General features: G+C 58.9%; 17 protein-coding genes. 10 read left to right on the top strand and 7 right to left on the bottom strand.

All coding sequences use genetic code 11. The annotated features are described in order from the left end of the window. Positions 1–142: 142 nt before the first annotated feature. The 6 genes from FHT85_RS01570 to FHT85_RS01595 all read left to right on the top strand — a co-directional run bounded on the left by FHT85_RS01570 (position 143) and on the right by FHT85_RS01595 (position 5,583). Positions 143–445, top strand: a complete 303-nt coding sequence (locus FHT85_RS01570; protein ID WP_112334605.1) for a virulence factor — start codon at positions 143–145, stop codon at positions 443–445. Beyond that, the gene (locus FHT85_RS01575; RefSeq protein ID WP_112334604.1) at positions 438–1,016 is read left to right on the top strand and encodes a methylenetetrahydrofolate reductase C-terminal domain-containing protein; all 579 of its coding nucleotides are present in this window, start codon (positions 438–440) and stop codon (positions 1,014–1,016) included. Before FHT85_RS01570 ends, FHT85_RS01575 begins: the two co-directional genes overlap by 8 nt. Positions 1,017–1,019: 3 nt before the next feature. Continuing rightward, positions 1,020–2,126, top strand: coding sequence for a methylenetetrahydrofolate reductase (locus FHT85_RS01580; RefSeq protein WP_112334603.1), 1,107 nt, complete (start codon positions 1,020–1,022; stop codon positions 2,124–2,126). Between the two features lie 102 nt (positions 2,127–2,228). Then, positions 2,229–3,197: a methyltetrahydrofolate cobalamin methyltransferase gene (locus FHT85_RS01585; protein WP_015340226.1), complete on the top strand. Its 969-nt coding sequence runs from the start codon at positions 2,229–2,231 to the stop codon at positions 3,195–3,197. 1 nt (position 3,198) lies between these two features. Beyond that, complete coding sequence (locus FHT85_RS01590) at positions 3,199–3,528, top strand: hypothetical protein (protein WP_112334602.1); 330 nt, start codon at positions 3,199–3,201, stop codon at positions 3,526–3,528. A 54-nt stretch (positions 3,529–3,582) separates the two neighbouring features. After that, positions 3,583–5,583 carry an ASKHA domain-containing protein gene (locus FHT85_RS01595; protein ID WP_112334820.1) on the top strand — a complete coding sequence of 667 codons (2,001 nt, stop codon included), beginning with the start codon at positions 3,583–3,585 and terminating at the stop codon, positions 5,581–5,583. Positions 5,584–5,617: 34 nt separating this feature from the next. Here the strand turns inward: FHT85_RS01595 and FHT85_RS01600 are convergent, their stop codons facing one another. After that, on the bottom strand, positions 5,618–6,517 hold the full coding sequence (locus FHT85_RS01600; protein WP_015340229.1) for a LysR family transcriptional regulator: 900 nt from the start codon (positions 6,515–6,517) through the stop codon (positions 5,618–5,620). 119 nt (positions 6,518–6,636) lie between these two features. On the opposite strand from FHT85_RS01600, the gene FHT85_RS01605 reads away from it, so the two are divergent. The 3 genes from FHT85_RS01605 (at position 6,637) to FHT85_RS01610 (ending at position 8,475) form a co-directional block, all read left to right on the top strand. Then, a complete protein-coding gene (locus FHT85_RS01605) occupies positions 6,637–6,882 on the top strand; it encodes a hypothetical protein (protein WP_015340230.1) in 246 nt (81 codons plus the stop codon). Between the two features lie 129 nt (positions 6,883–7,011). Continuing rightward, a complete protein-coding gene (locus FHT85_RS30375) occupies positions 7,012–7,152 on the top strand; it encodes a DUF1127 domain-containing protein (RefSeq protein ID WP_233789767.1) in 141 nt (46 codons plus the stop codon). A gap of 303 nt (positions 7,153–7,455) precedes the next feature. Further along, the gene (locus FHT85_RS01610; RefSeq protein ID WP_348627044.1) at positions 7,456–8,475 is read left to right on the top strand and encodes a GlxA family transcriptional regulator; all 1,020 of its coding nucleotides are present in this window, start codon (positions 7,456–7,458) and stop codon (positions 8,473–8,475) included. 40 nt (positions 8,476–8,515) lie between these two features. Here FHT85_RS01610 and FHT85_RS01615 read toward each other — a convergent pair whose 3' ends face one another. The 4 genes from FHT85_RS01615 to FHT85_RS01630 form a co-directional block, all read right to left on the bottom strand. Further along, positions 8,516–9,847 (bottom strand): diguanylate cyclase, encoded by a 1,332-nt coding sequence (locus FHT85_RS01615; RefSeq protein ID WP_112411829.1) that lies wholly within the window; start codon positions 9,845–9,847, stop codon positions 8,516–8,518. Between the two features lie 175 nt (positions 9,848–10,022). Then, positions 10,023–10,862 (bottom strand): response regulator, encoded by an 840-nt coding sequence (locus tag FHT85_RS01620; protein ID WP_112411828.1) that lies wholly within the window; start codon positions 10,860–10,862, stop codon positions 10,023–10,025. Positions 10,863–11,089: 227 nt separating this feature from the next. Then, positions 11,090–13,705 (bottom strand): mechanosensitive ion channel family protein, encoded by a 2,616-nt coding sequence (locus tag FHT85_RS01625; RefSeq protein WP_409527313.1) that lies wholly within the window; start codon positions 13,703–13,705, stop codon positions 11,090–11,092. 396 nt (positions 13,706–14,101) lie between these two features. Then, entirely contained in the window at positions 14,102–15,517 is a 1,416-nt protein-coding gene (locus FHT85_RS01630) for an FAD/NAD(P)-binding protein (protein WP_112411827.1), read from the bottom strand. A 643-nt stretch (positions 15,518–16,160) separates the two neighbouring features. Between FHT85_RS01630 and FHT85_RS01635 the strand changes: the two genes are divergently transcribed. After that, positions 16,161–17,378 (top strand): SfnB family sulfur acquisition oxidoreductase, encoded by a 1,218-nt coding sequence (locus tag FHT85_RS01635; RefSeq protein WP_112411826.1) that lies wholly within the window; start codon positions 16,161–16,163, stop codon positions 17,376–17,378. A 20-nt stretch (positions 17,379–17,398) separates the two neighbouring features. On the opposite strand, the gene FHT85_RS01640 is transcribed toward FHT85_RS01635, so the two are convergent. Beyond that, entirely contained in the window at positions 17,399–17,866 is a 468-nt protein-coding gene (locus FHT85_RS01640; protein WP_015340239.1) for an RrF2 family transcriptional regulator, read from the bottom strand. A gap of 208 nt (positions 17,867–18,074) precedes the next feature. Continuing rightward, a complete protein-coding gene (locus FHT85_RS01645; RefSeq protein WP_112411825.1) occupies positions 18,075–19,538 on the bottom strand; it encodes an FAD/NAD(P)-binding protein in 1,464 nt (487 codons plus the stop codon). Between the last annotated feature and the right edge of the window lie 278 nt (positions 19,539–19,816).

Here is a 19,816-nt window from a genome sequence, read left to right on the forward strand (position 1 = left end):
CCGTTTCAAAGGATAAGGCGCCTTGGCGATACTTCCAGACAAGGTTTTCATCTCGCGTCGCTTTTCGGCATGTGGCGCGTCGTGGCGAGTGCAGTCCCGAGGTCGGCCGGCGTGCATTCTGGCGTGAAGAGGAGATTTGTGCATGGCGGATCGCATTGTCGTCTACTGGCGGGACATTCCGGCCCAGGTGATCATCAAAAAGGGTAGGCAGACGGCAAAACGCGAGCTTTCTTTGCGCTTTACCGAAGCAATAGACATGTGCGCCATGCGCACCGGTGCCGCTGAAACTGACGATTATCTCGCCGAATGGCGCAAGGCGGACCCGGTGCCGGTATCGGACGATCTCGAAGCCGAAGCAGACAAGGCGGCGAGCGAGCTCGAGGCAGCTTATGATCGCGAGCGGCTGGTGACTCTGGTGAAATCCGGAGGCCGCGATAATGGCTGATGCCGTTCAGAAGCCCGGCAATGCCGCCGCGGGCGCAAAAGCGGCCAGCGGTGCCTATACGCCTGCGGGAGTTTCGCCCAATCGCCGCGCCCGGCGCAAATACACAGTCCGTCTCTGGGCCGTGCGTCACTCACGTTTCTTGGAATGGTTCTATCGTCGCTTCGCCGACGCCTTCCTCCTGCTTCATCCGCTGTGGAAGGCGTTCGGCTATGACCGCGTAGAGCGCCCGATCACCTTCATCGAACGCAATGTGAAGGGCTTCCTGTTCGATTGCCGCATGTGCGGCCAGTGCGCGCTATCATCGACGGGCATGTCCTGTCCGATGAACTGTCCGAAGCAGCTGCGCAATGGCCCCTGCGGCGGCGTGCGCGCCAACGGCAATTGCGAGGTGGAGCCCGATATGCCCTGCGTCTGGGTGCAGGCCTGGAATGGCTCGCGGAACATGACCCACGGGGACGCGATCCTCAACGTGCAGAAGCCCGTGAACCAGTCGCTGCGCGAAACATCTTCGTGGCTTCGCGTCACGGCGGAGGCCGCGGCAGCCCGCGAAACGGCGAAAAAGGAAGCCTGAGCGATGTCGCATATCGATGAAAACCCGCTTGGCGTCCATCTGCCGCTCGATCCCCTGCCCGGCCACTCTTCGCTCGGGCGGCTGGAACGCGTGCTTCGCCGCGGCGAGTTCGCCGTGACAGCCGAATTGAACCCGCCCGACAGCGCCAATGCCGAAGACGTCTACGAGCGCGCGGCTATCTTCGAGGGTTGGGTCGATGGCATCAACGCCGTCGACGCTTCGGGTGCCAACTGCCATATGTCCTCGGTCGGGATTTGCGCCCTGCTGACACGCATGGGCTATGCGCCCATCATGCAGATCGCCTGCCGCGACAAGAATCGCATCGCCATCCAGGGCGACGTGCTGGGCGCAGCCGCCATGGGCGTTTGCAACATCATGTGCCTGACCGGTGATGGCGTACAAGCCGGCGATCAACCGGGCGCCAAGCCGGTCTTCGATCTCGATTGCATGTCGCTGCTGGAAACCGTGCGCATCATGCGCGACAACGCGAAATTCCTCTCCGGCCGCAAGCTGACCTCGCCGCCGAAGGTCTTTCTTGGCGCCGCCATCAATCCCTTCGCACCGCCTTATGATTTCCGGCCCTACCGGCTGGCCAAGAAGATCGAGGCCGGGGCGCAGTTCGTCCAGAGCCAGTATTGCTACGACGTGCCGATGTTCCGCGAATACATGAAGAAGGTTCGCGACCTCGGCCTCACCGAAAAATGCTTCATTCTCGTCGGCGTCGGCCCGCTCGCATCGGCAAAGACGGCCCGCTGGATGCGCTCCAACGTACCGGGTGTCCACATTCCCGATGAAATCATCAAACGCATTGAAGGTGCGCAGGATCAGAAGAAGGAAGGCAAGCAGCTCTGCATCGACATCATCAACGAGGTGAAGGAGATCGAGGGCGTTTCCGGCATTCACGTCATGGCCTACCGCCAGGAGGAATATGTCGCCGAAATGGTGCATGATTCCGGCGTGCTCAAGGGCCGCCAGCCTTGGAAGCGTGAAGCCGGCCGCACCGATGCCCTGGTTGCCGAGCGCCTGCATCAGATCAGCGAAGGCCGGGAAGAGAACCAGCAGGCGATGGCGGAAATTGCAGCCCACCATACGCCGCCGCAGACGCATTGAATTCGATAGATTGAGGCAGGCCAGGAGAGGAACCGGCCGGCTTGTAACCCAGATCACTGCGCGATAGACCAGCTATCGGGCCAATTGACCAGAGGATCAGACATGACGCGTACCATCGTTGCCTCCGCCACCCGCGAAATCATCATAGGCTTCGACCAGCCTTTCTGCGTGATCGGCGAGCGCATCAACCCGACGGGGCGCAAGAAGCTCGCTGCCGAGATGATCGAAGGCAATTTCGACACCGTCATCAAGGACGCTCTGGAGCAGGTGGCCGCCGGTGCAACCATGCTCGACGTCAATGCGGGCGTCACGTCGGTCAATCCGAACGAGACCGAACCGGGTCTTCTGGTGCAGACGCTGGAGATCGTGCAGGGTCTGGTCGACGTACCGCTCTCGATCGACAGCTCGGTCACGGCAGCGATCGAAGCCGCACTCAAGGTTGCCAAGGGCCGCCCGCTGGTCAATTCGGTCACGGGCGAAGAGGAAAAGCTCGAAGCCATCCTGCCGCTGGTCAAGAAATACGACGTGCCCGTCGTCGCCATCTCTAACGACGAGACCGGGATTTCCATGGATCCGGACGTGCGTTTCGCGGTCGCCAAGAAGATCGTCGAGCGCGCCATGGATCACGGCATCAAGCCGCATGACATCGTCGTCGATCCGCTCGTCATGCCGATCGGGGCGCTCGGCGATGCGGGCCGTCAGGTCTTTGCGCTGCTGCATCGCCTGCGCAACGAACTGAAGGTCAACACCACCTGCGGGCTTTCCAACATTTCGTTCGGCCTGCCGCATCGTCACGGCATCAATGCCGGTTTCATCCCGATGGTCATTGGTGCGGGCATGACCTCGGCGATCATGAACCCTTGCCGTCCGCAGGAAATGGAGGCCGTGCGCGCCGCCAACGTGCTGAACGGTACGGACGCCAATTGCACCAACTGGATCATGACCTATCGTGATTATAAGCCTGCCGAAGGCGGCGTCGCAGCCGCCGCAGCAACGGCGGCACCTGCCGCCGGCGGCGGACGCCGCGGCGGTCGTGCAGCGCGCGCCGGTGCAGGAGCAGCGAGGGAATAAGATGTCATCCGGTCGCGGCCTTTCCAATGATCTTGCCACGCTCTGGCTACAGACACCTGTCGTGATCGCGATCAGGCTGCAGCAGATGTGGATGGACGCGCTGACCGGCAATGTGAATGCCGCCGAAATGAACCGGATGGTTTCCGAAAAGATGATGGCCGCGGCGGAAAGCGCCGTTGCCGTAAATGCAGCAATGATGCAACAGGGTTTCGCGGCTCTGACGTCCGCGGGCACGACAAGCCAGCGCAGCATCGTCGATGCGGTCACCCACGCTGCGATAAAACCCTATAGCAAGCGCGTTCGCTCGAACGCACGCCGTCTTAGCAAATAGAAAGGCTGATCCGTGGCCGAAGCCAGCGACAGCGCCAAACCTCTCGTCCTTTTCATGCCGTCCGGCAAGCGCGGCCACTTCCCCGTGGGAACACCTGTGCTGGAGGCCGCTCGCCAGCTCGGTGTCTATGTCGAAAGCGTCTGCGGCGGCCGCGCGACCTGCGGGCGTTGCCAGGTATCCGTGCAGGAAGGCAATTTCGCCAAGCACAAGATCGTCTCGGCCAATGACCATCTTTCGCCGATCGGGCCGAAGGAAAAGCGCTATGCCGAGGTGCGCGACCTGCCCGAAGGCCGCCGGCTCTCCTGCTCCGCCCTCATCCAAGGCGATCTTGTCATCGACGTACCGCAGGATACCGTCATCAACGCACAGGTGGTGCGAAAGGCGGCCGACGAGCGCGTCATAGCCCGCGATCCGGCCGTGCACATGTGCTACGTCGAGGTCGAGGAGCCCGATATGCACAAGCCGCTTGGCGATCTCGATCGCCTGAAGGCGGCAATCGCGGCCGACTGGAAATACGACAATCTCGAGGTGGATTTCCACCTCATCCCGCAGGTGCAGTCGATCCTGCGCAAGGGCGAATGGAAGGTGACGGCCGCCATCCATCGCGATCAGGAGAGCGAACGCCCTCGCCTCATCGCGCTCTATCCGGGCTTGAAGAACGAGGCCTATGGCATTGCCTGCGATATCGGTTCGACAACGATCGCCATGCATCTGTCGTCGCTGCTCTCGGGCCGAACCGTCGCCTCGGCTGGCGCCTCCAATCCGCAGATCCGCTTCGGCGAGGATCTGATGAGCCGCGTCTCCTATGTGATGATGAATCCGGACGGCCGCGAGGCGATGACCAACGCCGTCCGCGAAGCCTTGAACGGCTTGATTGACAAAGTCTGCGCTGATGGTGATGTGTCGCGCGAGGATATTTTGAACGCCGTCTTCGTCGGCAACCCGATCATGCACCATCTTTTCCTCGGTATCGACCCGACGGAACTCGGCGGTGCGCCCTTCGCGCTTGCCGTATCCGGGGCAGTGCATCTGAAATCGGCCGAGATCGGCCTGCCGATGAATGCCGGCACACGCGTCTACATGCTGCCCTGCATCGCCGGCCATGTCGGCGCCGATGCGGCTGCCGCGACACTTGCCGAAGGGCCGCATCGTCAGGATGAAATGATGCTGCTGGTCGATATCGGCACCAATGCGGAAATCGTGCTCGGCAACCGCCATCGCGTCGTCGCCGCTTCCTCGCCGACCGGGCCCGCCTTCGAAGGCGCGGAGATTTCCAGCGGTCAGCGCGCCGCTCCCGGCGCGATCGAACGCGTGCGCATCGATCCCGCCACCCTGGAGCCGCGCTACCGAGTCATCGGCATCGAACAGTGGTCGGATGAGCCGGGCTTCGAAGAGGCTGCCGCCAAGGTCGGTGTGACAGGCATCTGCGGTTCGGCCATCATCGAGGTCGTCGCCGAAATGTTCCTGACCGGCATCATCTCGGAAGATGGCGTCGTCGATGGCTCGATGGCTGCACGCTCGCCGCGCATCCTGCAGAATGGCCGAACCTATTCCTATCTGCTGCGAGATGGCGAACCGCGCATCACGGTCACCCAGAACGATATCCGCGCCATCCAGCTTGCGAAGGCAGCACTCTATGCCGGCGTCAAGCTGTTGATGGACAAGCAGAGCATCGATCATGTCGACCGCATCGGCCTCGCCGGCGCCTTCGGCACCTTCATCGATCCCAAATATGCGATGGTGCTGGGGCTCATTCCCGACTGCGAACTCGACAAGGTTAAGGCCGTCGGCAATGCCGCCGGCACCGGTGCGCGCATGGCGCTGCTCAACCGCGGGCATCGTCGCGAGATCGAGGAAACCGTCAGGAAAATCGAGAAGATAGAAACGGCTCTTGAATCAAAGTTTCAGGAGCATTTCGTCTACGCCATGGCGCTGCCGAACAAAGTGGACGCCTTCCCGGAGCTCTCTAAGGTAGTGACTTTGCCCGAGCGCAAGCAGATCTCCGACGATGGCGGAGAAGGCAGCGGCCGCAGGCGTCGCCGCAGCCGCGAGTAAGAAAGCAATTTGTCCAAGAGATGGTTGGCCGCGTTCACGCGGCCATTTTGCGCCCGATCTCGACGAAGGCCTGGCGAATGCTGTCTGCCACCGCTTTCATCGGTCCGGTCATCTGCGATGCCGTCAGCAGACGAATGTCGAAGGACGTCAGTTCCGGCAGCCCCTCGTTCGGCCCGAGGATTTCCATATCATCGGTGATGTAGGAGCGCGGGAATGGCGCGACGGCAAGATCTGAGACGATCGCGGCGCGCTGCGCCATCGTATGGGCGCTGAGATAGGAAACGCGATAGGCGCGCTTCTGCCGCTCCAGCTGCGCCATGGCTTCAGACCGCCAGATGCAGCCCTCTTCCCAGATCGAGATCGGCAGCGGATCGCGGCGATAGGCGGTGCCGCACTTGGCACCGGCCCAGACGAGACGCTCCGTGTAGATGACCTCACCCTCGGTCGGGAAAGGACGCGTCGCGCAATTGATCAGCGCGAGGTCCAGCCGCTGTTCCTCGATGCGCTTCTTGAGCTGGATGCTCATATCGACGACGACATCGACCATGATGCCGGGATATGTCTCAGAAAAGCTCTTGAGGATGGTCGGCAGCAGGCGTTCGCCGATATCGTCAGGCGCGCCAAGCCGCACGACGCCGCTGAGTTCAGGCATGATGAAGCGCGACACCGCCTCATTGGAGAGCGCCAGAATATTGCGCGCATAGGAAAGCAGCATCTCCCCGTGCTGCGTCAGGCTCACCGAGCGCGCATCGCGCAGGAATAGCGTAACGCCGAGCTGCTCTTCCAGCTTTTTGATCTGCATGGAAACAGCTGACGGCGTACGAAAGACCGCATCGGCCGCGGTTGAGAAATTCCCCGTTTCGGCAATCGCCACAAAGGTACGCAGAACTTCATTGTCAAGCAACGGTATGGGCCGGCGGAACGGTACGGTCATATCGATTACCTTTCAATTTTTCTGATCCTAAGCACCATATCATTTCATTTGTCTGAATGTCAACGAAGCACCATATTAGACGTAATGGAAATTCATCGCAGCCTCAAAGGAGTAAAATCATGGCTGGCATGGTATCGGACGAAGCCTCACGGCTTTTCTCTCTTTTACGCCTCCGCAAAATTCAGCGGATGGCGCAGCATACGCTCGACGAGATTGCCACCCGCTTTCCCGCTCATCTGATCGATGACGTCAATGCACGCGGCCTCCCGCCGGATCGCACATTGTCGGCGCTGGAGCGGAAACCCGGCAAATTGCGTTCGTTCAATAATACTAATGGCAGCTATAAGATCTATTCGTTTGATTGATAGATCTGGCAGGCCCATATTAAATCCGTGACATTTTGAGCGGTTGACACTGAAAGGACCCTGAAAATGACGACCATCAGCTATAGACAGACCGGCACGCGGAACCCGTTTCCGTCAGGCGGAAGTTACATGCCCTTCTTTTCTCGCCTCGCTAATCGCTGGCAGCAGTGGCGCTCCCTTCGCGAGCTTGAATCTCTGTCCGATGACATGCGCAAGGACTTGGGCTGGCCGGCCGCAAACGAAATCAAGAAGCCGAAAGCTACCCGATGATAATCAGCAAGCACAACGGCTGAAGGCGGCGCTCAACCCAAGCGAGCGTCGCCTTTTGAACATTTACGCATCAAGATGCGAATCGCATTTTAATCCTGAGAATTACCCACAAATATATTTCGTCGCTTGAGCATATTGCTCGCTTCCCCTTTGCTTCTCTCCTTCATAGCCGTATTTTTCAAAGTAGACGCAAATATCCCTTTGCGGCCGCGATTATCCATGCCAATGTCGCGTATAGACCATCGGGCCGGCGTATTTGACGCAAGGAATACGTAACGGCCCTGGAACATGGATTTTCACGACATGAGCAAGACCCCGATCAAGACGCGCTCCCTGGTTTTCTTCCTTGTTCCGCATTTCACCATGCTGCCGTTTTCCGCCGCGATCGAGACGCTGCGGATTGCCAATCGCATGCTGGGCTACCCCGCCTACACGTGGCGGCTCGCCTCGACGGACGGTCAGAAAGTCTATTCCTCCAGCGGCATCGGGCTGGAGGTCAATTCTTCCCTTACCGACGAGCGCCGCTATCTGGGCGGTGAGAACCGCCCGAACATGGTGCTGGTCTGTTCCGGCATCTATGTCGAAGAATTCCACAACAAGTCGGTCAATGCCTGGCTGCGTGAGACATACAATCGCGGCGTCGCCGTCGGCAGCCTCTGTACGGGCGCGCATGTGCTTGCCCAAGCAGGATTGCTGAACGGCAAGCGCTGTGCGATCCACTGGGAGAACCTGCCGGGCTTTTCGGAAACCTTCCCGCAGGCGGAAGTCTATGCCGATCTCTACGAGGTCGACAGCAACCTCTATACATGCGCCGGCGGCACCGCCTCGCTCGACATGATGCTCAATCTCATCGGTCAGGACTTTGGCGAAAACCTCGTCAACCGCGTCTGCGAACAGCAGCTGACCGATCGTGTCCGCAGCCCGCATGACCGCCAGCGCCTACCGCTGCGCGCGCGTCTCGGCGTGCAGAACTCCAAGGTGCTATCGATTATCGAGCTGATGGAAAGCAACCTCGCCGAGCCGCTGTCGCTGCTGGAAATCGCTGACGATGCCGGCCTGTCGCGTCGGCAGATCGAGCGCCTGTTCCGGCAGGAAATGGGCCGCTCGCCGGCACGCTACTATCTTGAAATTCGTCTGGATCGCGCCCGGCATCTACTGGTGCAGTCCTCCATGCCGGTCGTTGAAGTGGCGGTCGCATGCGGCTTCGTATCGGCCTCGCACTTCTCCAAGTGTTATCGCGAACTCTATAATCGCTCGCCGCAGCAGGAGCGCGCAGAGCGCAAGCTGACCATGTCGACCAACCGCACCGGCATCGTCGTCTGAGACCGACGGAAATCAAGGCAATCGGATTATTGCAGGCGGCTTACTGGGCCGCCTGTTGGCCCATCTTGAAATCGGAATAGACCTGGTTTCGGCCATTGTGCTTCGCCATGTAGAGAAACTGGTCGGCAGCATTGAGATAGTTGTCGAAGGACTCGTAGCCGGCAACTTCCGCAACCCCGATGGAGACCGTCACCGAAAGCTCTTCGTCGTCGGCATGAACCTTCAGGCTCGCAAGGCTGAGTCGGACTTCGTCGCACAGCTCGGTTGCCGCACGCGAATTCATTTCCGCAAAAAGAATGGCAAACTCTTCGCCCCCAAGGCGGGAGAGCAGATTATCCGTGCCTTCCAGAAGCGTGTGAAGCCTGCCGGCAACGGCCTTCAGCACTTGGTCTCCGATCTCGTGCCCATAAGTATCGTTCAGATGCTTGAAGTGATCGATGTCGAGAATGGCAACGGAGCTCGGACGCTGACGACGCAGGCATTCATTCACCAGACGCGGGCCATGATCATAGAAATAGCGCCTGTTATAAAGCCCAGTCAGATAGTCGCTCGCCGCGGCCGCCCGCAATTGCTTCAGCTGCGACAGCGTCTCCACATTCAATGCGATGCGGCATTGCAGCTCCTCCTGAACGAAGGGCCGATAGATGAAATCGCTGGCACCCGCCTTCAGGAATGTCGCAGACAGCAAACGATCGTTCGAAGACGAAATGCCGATGATCCGCATCCGATCCGAGCCATAGCGGTGGCGGATGCGGCGGGTCAGTTCATGCCCGTTCATGTCAGGCATATTATAGTCGGTAACGACGATTTCGATGTCGTCGAATGTTTCGAGCATTGCCAGGGCCTCGACACCCGTGCCGGCTTCAGCGACCTTGAATTGCTGGGCGTGCAGCAAGTCCGTCAGCATTTTCCGCGCCGAAGGCACATCATCGACGACCATCACGCGAACAGACCGATTGGCAATGGCGCGCCGAACGGAGGAGACGAGATTGTCGAGGGCGAACTCGCCATCCTTGAGCACATAGTCGACGACATTGCGCTCCATGATGCGATTGCGCGTCGCTAAGTCGAAAGATGCCGTAAAAACGATGGTGGGAATGTCATGGGCGACGGCAACATCCAGGGCTTCTCCATGAGCAGCGTCGGGGAGGTTCAGGTCGATCACCGCCATCGTGAAGCTGCGATCCGCCCCTGCCAGCACCTCGTTCAGCACTTTCAATGAAGAGCAATGGGTTACCGCAAGACCGAGTTCGGTTTCGAACCGATGCGATAGCACCGCCGAAAACATGCGCGAATCCTCAACCAGAAGTATTTTCTGGCTGCCGTCGCGGTGACCGATGCCACCGCTGAGGTTTCCCGCATGCAGTACCATTTCCCTTCAATTCCTCCCGCACCATCAGGTGTATGAATATTCAGTCAGTTGCAGGTCTGCTAAACTGTCTTGCCCGTATCCTGAACAGGATTCGTGAAAAAATTGGAACCGCCGATTGCGGAGATTTACATAAAAGTGATTTTTCCTCACTTTTCCTGGATTGCTCAAGCCGATTTTATCGGGCCTGTACCTCCCTAGCGGGCGGCTGAGCCGACTGAATCTGCAACAGCGTGTCGAGATTCTGATTCACGCGGCAGTAGAATTCCTCGTCGATGAACGGCCGCAGGATGAAATCATTGCCGCCCGCTTTGAGGAAACGGGCAGAAAGCAGCCGGTTGCTGGATGACGAGACGCCGATGATGCGCAGCTCATGGGACCCCGTGGTCGCACGAATGCGCCGCGTCAGCTCGAATCCGTCCATGTCAGGCATATTGTAGTCCGTGACCATAAGACCGATATCCGAGCTGGCCTTCAGGATTTCGAGCGCTTTTGCACCATTCTCGGCAACGCTGACGCGGAAATTGTAGCGTTTCAGGCGGCTGGACAGCAAAGCGCGGGCCGTTGCGCTGTCGTCGACGATGAGAACGTGGTGACGGTGGTTGGTCAGAAAGCGGCAGATCGATTCCGCCAGCATATCCACCGCAAAGATATTGTCCTTGAGAATGTAATCCACCACATCCTTGGCGATCAGCTCGTCGCGCGTGCCTTCGAGAAAAGTGCCCGTGAAGGCGATCGTTGGAATGCTGAGATCGAGAAGATAAGCCAAGGCCTCTCCCTTCTCGGCACCCGGCAGGTTCATATTCGAGATCGCCAGCTTGATCGGCTCCGACGACTTGTCGTAGGCAAGCTGCAGTTCTTCGAAATTGCGGCAAATCTCGACGTCGATGTCCAGAAGCTCCTTCAGCTTCGTCCTGACCATCGATGTAAAGAGATTGGAATCCTCGACAAGAAGAATGCGCGAGCCGGCAAGAGACGCGCCGGAATATTGCATCCCCGAAACACCCAGAAATGGCATAATGAAAACCTGTTTTTGAAAATGATCCCCTCTGTATTGTTTTAAGACAAAGCTTTTGCGTATTTGTTAAGTCGATTGGTTTCCCGGAAGTGAAGAAAATTATGCCGGTCGGCCGGCCGGCGCCTTTCGAGGCGCGGGCCTTTCTGGCAGCGCGTTGTCCATGTCGAGAAAGTCGGGCTTAAAGCTTCCAGACGGAGCACACAGGCGGCGGTTTACCTGCGTGCAACTTACTCCGCTGCGGTCCGGCCACGACGCCGGCTCGCCCCCTTTGCCTCCGGCACTTTATCTTCGCGGGGCGAAGCAGACCCTTCCTGAATGGCATCTCCGGCCTCGGGCCCGTCGGCAGAATCCGTCAGCGCTTCGGCTGTAGCATCCAGCTGCCTGCCTCTCCTACCGTCGCGGACGATATGCAGTTCCTGATGTGGATAGGGAATTGAAATCCCCTCCTCGTTGAAGCGCTTCAGGATTTCGATGCGCAGATTGTTGCGGATCTCCATGCCGTCGGAGAGATCGGACAGATAGAAGCGCATCTCGAAATCGAGCGATGACGGCCCGAAACGCAAGAACTCCACATGTGGCTCCGGATTCCTGAGCACCTTCGGGATCGAGCGTACCAGCTCCAGCAGGATATCCATCACCTTGCGCGGATCGGCATCATAGCTGACGGATACGGGGATTTCGGAGCGGCCGAGCCTGTTGCGATGCGTCCAGTTGCCGAGGGACGCATTGATGAGCTCGGAGTTTGGCACGATGATCGACTGCTTGCGGAAGGTCTCGATCTCGGTGGCACGCACCGAGATGCGCTTGACGATGCCTTCCGATGTACCCGAAACGATCCAGTCGCCAACCTTGAACGGTCGCTCGACCAGCAGGATCAGGCCCGACACGAAGTTCGACACGATATTCTGCAGACCGAAACCGATACCGACCGAGAGGGCACTGGCGACGAGCGCCAGGCTGGACAAATCGATGCCGGCAGCGGAAATGGCAAAGATCGCCGCCAATGCTATGCCCAGATAGCCGATGCCGGTTCTCACCGAATTGCGGACGCCCAGATCCACCTGCCCGCGCGCCATGACATTGCTGTCGAGCCACCGCTGGAACCAGCGCGTCACCAGATAGCCGCCCGCAAACAATAGAATACCGACAAAGATGCCGAGCAGCGAGATCGACATGTTACCGATCTTGATCTCGGTAAAGAGCCTGTAGGCGAAGGCTTCCAGATCCTGAATGTGGAAACCCCAGGAGAGCAGAATCAGGGGAATGCCCGTCAGCAGCGCGACTGCGTAAGTCGCAAGTCCGGCTGCGAGACCTGCCTGATCGAGCGCCACCTCACGCAGCTTCAGGCGGTTTTCCAGAAAGCGGCCGATAATGGTTTCGGCAAAAACGCCCTGCTTGGATACGGCCTTGCCGAGCTGAAAACCGAGATACATGGTTGCAATGACAGCACTCGTCACGATCATCTGCGTTGCCATGAAGCGGGCAAGCCCCACATAGCCGATGAACGAGGTGAAGATCACCAATATGCCGAGAGCGCGAAGAATGATGGCCATGCCATGCGGCCAATGGCGGCCAGGCGCATCCGGATCGCCATTCTTGGCCAACATCGGCGAGCCGAAGGATGCCGCAATCAGGATGAGGCCGATCAAAAGTGCCGCCAGGAAGCTTTTCGCCACGGTAACGACGACCGGTGATCCCATGGACTCGCTGATGCGGTCGAAGACATAATCCAGCCCGTTGACAACGGCCATCGCCTGAAGGCACCAGGTGAGCGAATGCGCTCCCTTGTTCGACAGCTTGACCAAGCGCCAATGCGGCCGGAATGGCGCGAAGACGGCATTGCTGAGGCGACCGACAAAATAGACGAGGCCGATAAAGCCGAAGACCGCAGCCAGTATCGGCGCGATGTCGGGCCGCAGCACATTAAAATTCGAGAGGAAGAAGAAGGACGTGACGAGAAAGGCTGCCAACGACAGCGTGCGGATCAGCGTCGACCAGAAGGCGACGGAGAGTCGGCTGATATAGGGCGGATTCTCGATAGCCTCGTCCTGCACGTAGTAGCGGCGGAACAACCGATAACCCCCAAAAAGAAATATCAGCGCAGCGCCGATCGACAGGCAGACGGCAGCCAGAAGCGAGGCAAGCTTTGCCTTGAGCACGAAGGCGATCCAGCTCGTCACCGCGGCACTAAACTTGACGCCCTCCTCGACCAAAGCCGCGCCTGCATCGTCGAATGTCGTGGTGGAAACCTCCGTCCGCTTGAATAGCGTCTCGGCAAACAACTTTCGGCGCATCTCCATGAATTGCATCGAAAGCCGATTGCTTTCTGCGGTCAGATTGTCTGCATCCAGGATCACGGCACTGATCTGCGAGCGTTCGGCATTGAGCCGGTCGCGCTCCTGTGTCACGATCGGAGCCTCAGGCGGCTGGCCTTCCTTCGGGGCAGCACCGAGTTGCGTCAGGCGTGCATCGATCTCGGCGGTACGGGGTTTCAGGCGCGCGGAAATAGCAGCAGTGGTGCGATTGAGTTCGTCAACCTGGCCGGAGAGCGCTACGAGCGTCTCATCATCAGCTGTTGCCTGCTTCGCCGCCTCCTGTAGCGATGCATAGGTCTTCTTTGCTTTGCCGAGTTCGGTGACGGCCGTATCCAGCAGCCCATTGGCGAGCTGCCCGGGCGGTTGATCCGTTTGCTGCGATGTCTGGGCCGGCTGCTGATCCTGCGCAAAGGCATTCTCGCCCACCAGCGGACCGACGATGGCAAACATAGCCAATCCCAGCAGCAAAAAAGGCAATAGAAAAAGACGAGATTTCAGCGGGCGCAAGCAGAGCTCCTCGTTGCACATGAAGTCGCAGCCAGTGGATGACCGAAATCGCCGCAAAAACAGAGACCCGACTCGTCCTATAATAAGATTGCGAATTCCATAGTCTTTACGCGTACGCCTTGTAAGACAAAGAAAGGCGACACGAAGGCATTTCACGCCCTTATCCTGTCCAGAACCTCGCTCAAAACCTGGTAACGCCGCCTCATATTGGGCATGACCTATCGCACGGACCAGCGCCCGTCCAGAAGTAGGCCAGAGAACCACCTTGGCAATGATAGATTATACGCGCTGGGCAATCAGGATAAAGGCGGCGCCATGATCGGCGCCCGCAGCAAGCCGCTATTCTGCCGCGACGCGGTACGCTTAACGAACCAAACGATCGCCACCTTGCTTGCAAATGGAGACGCTGCTGAGTGGTCAAACCGCCTTGCATTGCGGATGAAAACGTTCCGCCACGCTTTCGGCAGCCGCATAGGCCTGCGTCACGATCTCAGGCACGAGATCGATGTCCGGGAGACTTCCAAGCCCCAGGGGGCCGATGGCAAAGAGCCCCTCCGTCGAACGCCCATTGACCTCGAATGCACCCGCTGCATCGACCGCGAGACCAAGGCCGAGCTCGTCCGGCACCGCAAGGCCGGCGTCGATAAGGCTGCGCAGCAACGGCGCATTCAGATCGGGCGCCTGGCATCGACAATCGATCACGTCATCGGCATAGAGCTGCTCGGTCTCCTGCCGTCCCGCGGGCCTCAAAATCAGCCCTGTTGGCGTCCGCCGGATGAAGTGACCGCGCCGCAACAGCGTGTTACCCTCAGCCATCTCCTGATTGAGGCGAACATGCAGGGCTTCGGGCAACCGATTGCGATGGCTGTCATAGAGCGCCCGCAGATGACGGTTGAACTGCTGCTTCTGACCGGCCGGCAGGGATCGCCATAGCGATCGGGCGTGCTTGCGCAATCCATTCATGACGGACTGCCAGCTCTGCCCGTTCGCCTCCGCCTCCTCGCAAGCGCGGCGAATGAAGCGAACAATTTCGCTGAGTTTATCTGGCATCTCATCTGCAGGGAAAACCGGGTCGGCGTTGTTGCGCGTATGGCTCTGCGGCAGGAAGCCCCGCCGCGAAACGATGGTGATCTGCCCCGTATAGCCGTTTTCGCGCATCTGCAGCAGCCGATCGACCACGCGCAGGCCGCTTCCCAGCAGGATCGTGTGCGGTCGCGACACAAGGCGTCGCGCACGAACGGTGGTCGGGACCGTCACGAGATCGCCGGCCTGCGCCTCCCGATCGGCAATGCCGTAGCCCGTTGCCAGCACCACCATATCAAATGGCGCATTGCCGGCCCCGTCGCTCTCCACCACGAAACGGCCGCCGCGAACACGCCTGAGACCGAAGACCGTCTCGCTACGGACCTGCACCGCCACATCGCGCCGCGATGAGAAGGCTTCCGAAAAGCGCTGGTAGACGTAGTCGCTAAAGATGCTCTTCGGCACGAAGATCTGCAGGAAACCCGGTATGGCGGCGGGAACGGCGCTGCGGAAAGGCGCATTGCTGGAGAGCCATTGATTGAAATCGTCGGGATCGCCGGCAGAGACCGAAAGATCGCGCACGCGGCTGTTGAGGATTTCGCCGCTGTGTCCCGAGGCGAGCGCCTGACCACCGCTGACGCTGGAATTGGGATCGAAGAGCTGCAGATGGAAGGGAAAGCGCACTGTCTTCAGCAAGGCGATTGCCATCATCATGCCGGAAAAACCACGTCCGATCACGGCAATCCGCGGCATCACATAAGCCGACGCCGCCGCATTTGTCCTGGCGGAAAAGAATCCCTGAACCGTCATATCAACTCCTGGGGCGAGAGGTGGTCGATCATGCCTTTCTTGGGCTTGTCACTTAACTGCCCGAAATTCAAACTCTGATCTGACGCTCGACAACCGAAGAACGGCGGCTGACAAAACGCATAAGAGCCGCTTCGGGTCTCAAAATTCCACCATTCTTCTCCAACGAAAGAAGGGTGCGACAGGCAGGTCCAACTCGGTGCAATATCCGATGCCTGCAATCGTCCGCCATTGCTTCTTGAAGCGATGAGGCGGCATGATTATTGTCATTGTCTACTTATTTAGTCGTATATGAAAGCGCGAAAATGCGCCTCTAGCAAGCGCTTTCTTCTGCGGGCGGAATCGGATCGGCGATAATGCGGCTTGAAAAACATCCAGCGGTCGGTTGCTTTCTTCGTGCCGCGCCTTCGATTGAACTGGGAAAAGGAAAGCAATTCCGGGCGCTGAGATCAGATTTCGAAACCGCTTTCGCTGTGGAGGGAATGGCATTGGAAGGCACCGAGTTCGCTATTCGACCTGACTGACATCGGGTCGAGCGCTTACAATTTTTCAGTCGGCGCGTATTATACGGAAGGGTGCGAAACCAGCATCTCGCTGATTTGCCACGCCCTGAGGAGCCGAGCCGGCGCTGGTCGAGGAGTGACAAATGGGGACTGTTTCCCAATTGTATGAACGCGTCAGGCCGCCCGCCCATCGCGTTCAAAGTGAAGAAGAGGCGCTCGATATTGCGCGCTCGTTTGCGGATGCCTTTGCACAGCAGGCGAGCGACCGCGATATCAACCGCATCCTACCCTATGACGAGGCCGAGGCTCTATCCCAATCGGGGCTGCTTGGAATTTCCGTTCCTTCCGAAAATGGCGGCATCGACATTTCGAACAGCGTTCTCGCCGAAGTCATCGCCATCCTTGCGGAGGCCGATCCTTCCATCGCGCAGATATTGCAGACGCATTTTCACGTGCTGGAAGCGGTCAGAATTGGCGGCGGTGAGGACCAAAGGGCACTCCTTTTCGATCGCGCCATTACCGGCGATCGTTTCGCGAGCATCTTTTCCGAGGCGGGTGCAAGCGGCGCCGACGAGCATTCCTGGCATCTGACATCAGATGGGCCTGGCCTCCGCCTCAACGGACGGAGCCGGCCGTCCGCCAGCATTCTCTTTTCAGATTGGATCGCCCTGTTCGCGACGGATAAACGCCAGGGATCGATAGCCGCTGTCGTGCCCAGAAATGCGGAAGGCATCCAAATCATTGACGATTGGGACGGCTTTGGTCAACGCACCTCCGGAAACGGCACGGTCATATTGCATAATGTCTATCTCGATGCCGACACCCTGCTCGTAGACCGAGAAAAGTTGGCGGAGCCGACGGTGATCGATTGCGTGAACCAACTCACGCACGCTGGAATCAATCTCGGTATCGCCAGATCCGCACTGGCAGCGACTATGGAGTTCGTGCGGGCGCGTTCTCACCCGAGGGAAAGCGATGGCGATGAGCAAGCCGTCAACGATCCGCTGATCGTAACGAGAATCGGAGAAATTGCCGTCCGAATCGAAGCGGCAACGGCAACGATGGAACGAGCCGGCGGCAAGATCGACGCGGCGCAGATCAATCTCACGGAAGACCACGTCATCGATGCGGCGCTCTCCGTTGCGGCAGCCCAGACGATGACGGCTGATATTGCGATGGAGGCAGCCGACACGCTGTTCGAGCTTGCCGGCACGGCGTCGGCGGGCATCGGCCTGAACCTCGACCGCCATTGGCGCAACGCCCGCATCCATACGCTGCATGAACCGGCCCGCCAGAAATACCACATCGTCGGCAACTACCATCTTAACGGCGTGAAGCCATTGAAGAGTTGGTTGCCTTGAAAGCCAAGTTACGTCGAAAATCAGGCGGTATGAGAAGCGCGTCGATCTTCCCGTTCCGGAACGTCGAAATCCGCGCCGCCGGCGACGAATTGTTCCAGCGACATGTTGTCGAGAATCTCGGCAATCGCGTCACGCACCTCCGTCATCGAGCGCCGTACCTGACAACGCTCCGGATCGGAACAGTCGTCGCAGGCTTCATAGGCCGTGCGGCTGGCGCAGCGGATAGGAGCCAGCGGACCGTCCAGGGTACGGATGACGTGGCCGATGCGGATTTCCGAGGCGGGACGCGACAGCGAATAACCGCCGCCTGGCCCCTTCTTCGAACGCAACACGCCGGCGTTTCGCAATTCGAGCAGGATGGTATCGAGAAACTTCTTCGGAATATTGTTGCGTAACGCGATATCGTTGATGAACGCGGTTTCACCCGGGCCGAGGCGTGCGAGATCCACCAGCGCCTTCAATCCGTACTTTCCTTTTTTCGTAAGCATCGCCGTCCGCTTTACTGCAAAGTCAGTTGTTGAAAACCCGGCATGGCTCGAAAGAGACTCAACGGGCCTATCCTGTCAGCATGGGACTGCGGAAGTAACCCCGCAATCTCGTGGGAACAAGATAGTAACTCACAAATTGTATAGTTTATATGAGTAAATTTAGGCAAATGTATCGTCTGAGCAACGAATTTGCGGCTTTTCTTAGATTTTAGGCGGCACTACTGTCCAAATATGCCTTCCCTTGCCCACGCGTCGTGTAATCGGCGATCGCGCCTGCCACCTGGTCGGCCACGAGAACGGCGTGCTCGACCACCTCGGGCAATCCCATCAATTCGCCGAAGGTTCCGCGTGCAAGCGGTCCGGAGATAAACAGAGATGGTGTCACCGTACCGTCGGCCGCCAAGGCGCGTGATTGCGTATCGCAGGAAAATCCCAAGCGGGCGGGATCCAATGTGAGATATCCGGCTTTCGACAACTCATCGATCCAGACTTGGGATTGCAGAATGCCTCGGTGTCCGGGACCCGTGGTGACGACGACCGCATCGAATTGCCTTCTCACGAAGCGGTCGGAACGGCTCAATCGCAACCGGCAATCGATGACATCATCGGCAACGCCAACCTCTGCAACCGAAGCCGCCAGCACCTCAAGCCTGCCGCTTGCAAGCGCCCGTTCGCTGACAGCTTCCACCTGCGGCGCAACACGGAAACGATGGACATCCCAAAACGGCCGCAAATGCCGAACCAGCCGACGCCGCTCCTCGATCGGAAGCGCCTCCCAGATTTGCCGCCCCTGCGTCCTTACCTGATCGATGACCGCATGCCAGCTACGTCCTTCACCTTCCGCCCTGCGGATAGCCGCTCGCACGCTTTTCAGCAGATCAACTGCGGTTTTCGAGGGCTGATCAGCAAAATCGCCGAATAGCTCCTGCTTGACCGCGGCATGGCCACGCGAGCGCAGACCGCGTCGGGATATCGCGGTGACCGGCCCCTTATGTCCCCTAAGTTCGAGCGAGGCGATGACGTCGGCCGAGGTCAGACCGTTGCCGACCACAAGGACGCGATCTCCGGCGCCGACGACCGAAAGCGCATCAGGACGCGTTGGGTCGGCAACAAAGCGTGGGTGATCGGCAAGCGCATCCCGCAACACCTGCGGCGGCAAAGGCGACGGATGGCTTGTCGCGATGACGAGAATATCGGCATCAACGCGCTCCCCGCCAGCACCGGTCACCGCCCAGCGGCCGCCCGTCCTTTGGATCCGCTCGACGCTTTGCCTGACGTGGCGCAGCCGCCCGTTCTCGGCGAAGGGACGGATCATGCTGTTGATATAGCTCCCGAAAACGGAGCGTCGCGGAAAAAGACTGCCATCGACGGCAATCGCCGCATCATCATCGGCAAGCGCATTATTTTCCAGCAACCAGCGCTGAAAATGTTCGATGTCATCGGGCAGCAGGCTCATCCTCGCCGCGGGCACATTGATGCGATGGGCGACATCCTGCGTGTCGTAGGCGAGCCCTGCCCCCAAACGCTCCCGCGGCTCGAATATGAAAACCTGCCCAGCCCGCAGCAACTGTCGCTGCAGCAGATGAAAGGCAACCCCGGTTCCGGAAACGCCACCGCCAACGATAACGACAACAGGCAGGTCACGCGGCTGATGGTCAGAGCCAAGGGTCAATAGCCAACTCCCTCCAAATCGATCGCACCAGGTGATTTCTGCAAGAGTTGGGCAATCGGACTTATCACTGTGTCGATGCTATACTCTATAAAATTTGTTGACAATACGATTGCAGCGCGCGCGCTCCCTCGCCGCAACCAGTAGCAGTTAATAGAGTGCTGATATGTCTTTGGAAACAACTGGTTATTGTGCCTCGCACAACATTGTTTTTGCACCGCAGGATGCAAAAAACTTGGCATACGCCCGCGGGAGGAACATACTAGCGGTTGTTCTGGTTC

Origin of the sequence: Rhizobium sp. BK312 (assembly GCF_014193605.1) — a bacterium.
Taxonomy (GTDB): Bacteria; Pseudomonadota; Alphaproteobacteria; order Rhizobiales; family Rhizobiaceae; genus Rhizobium.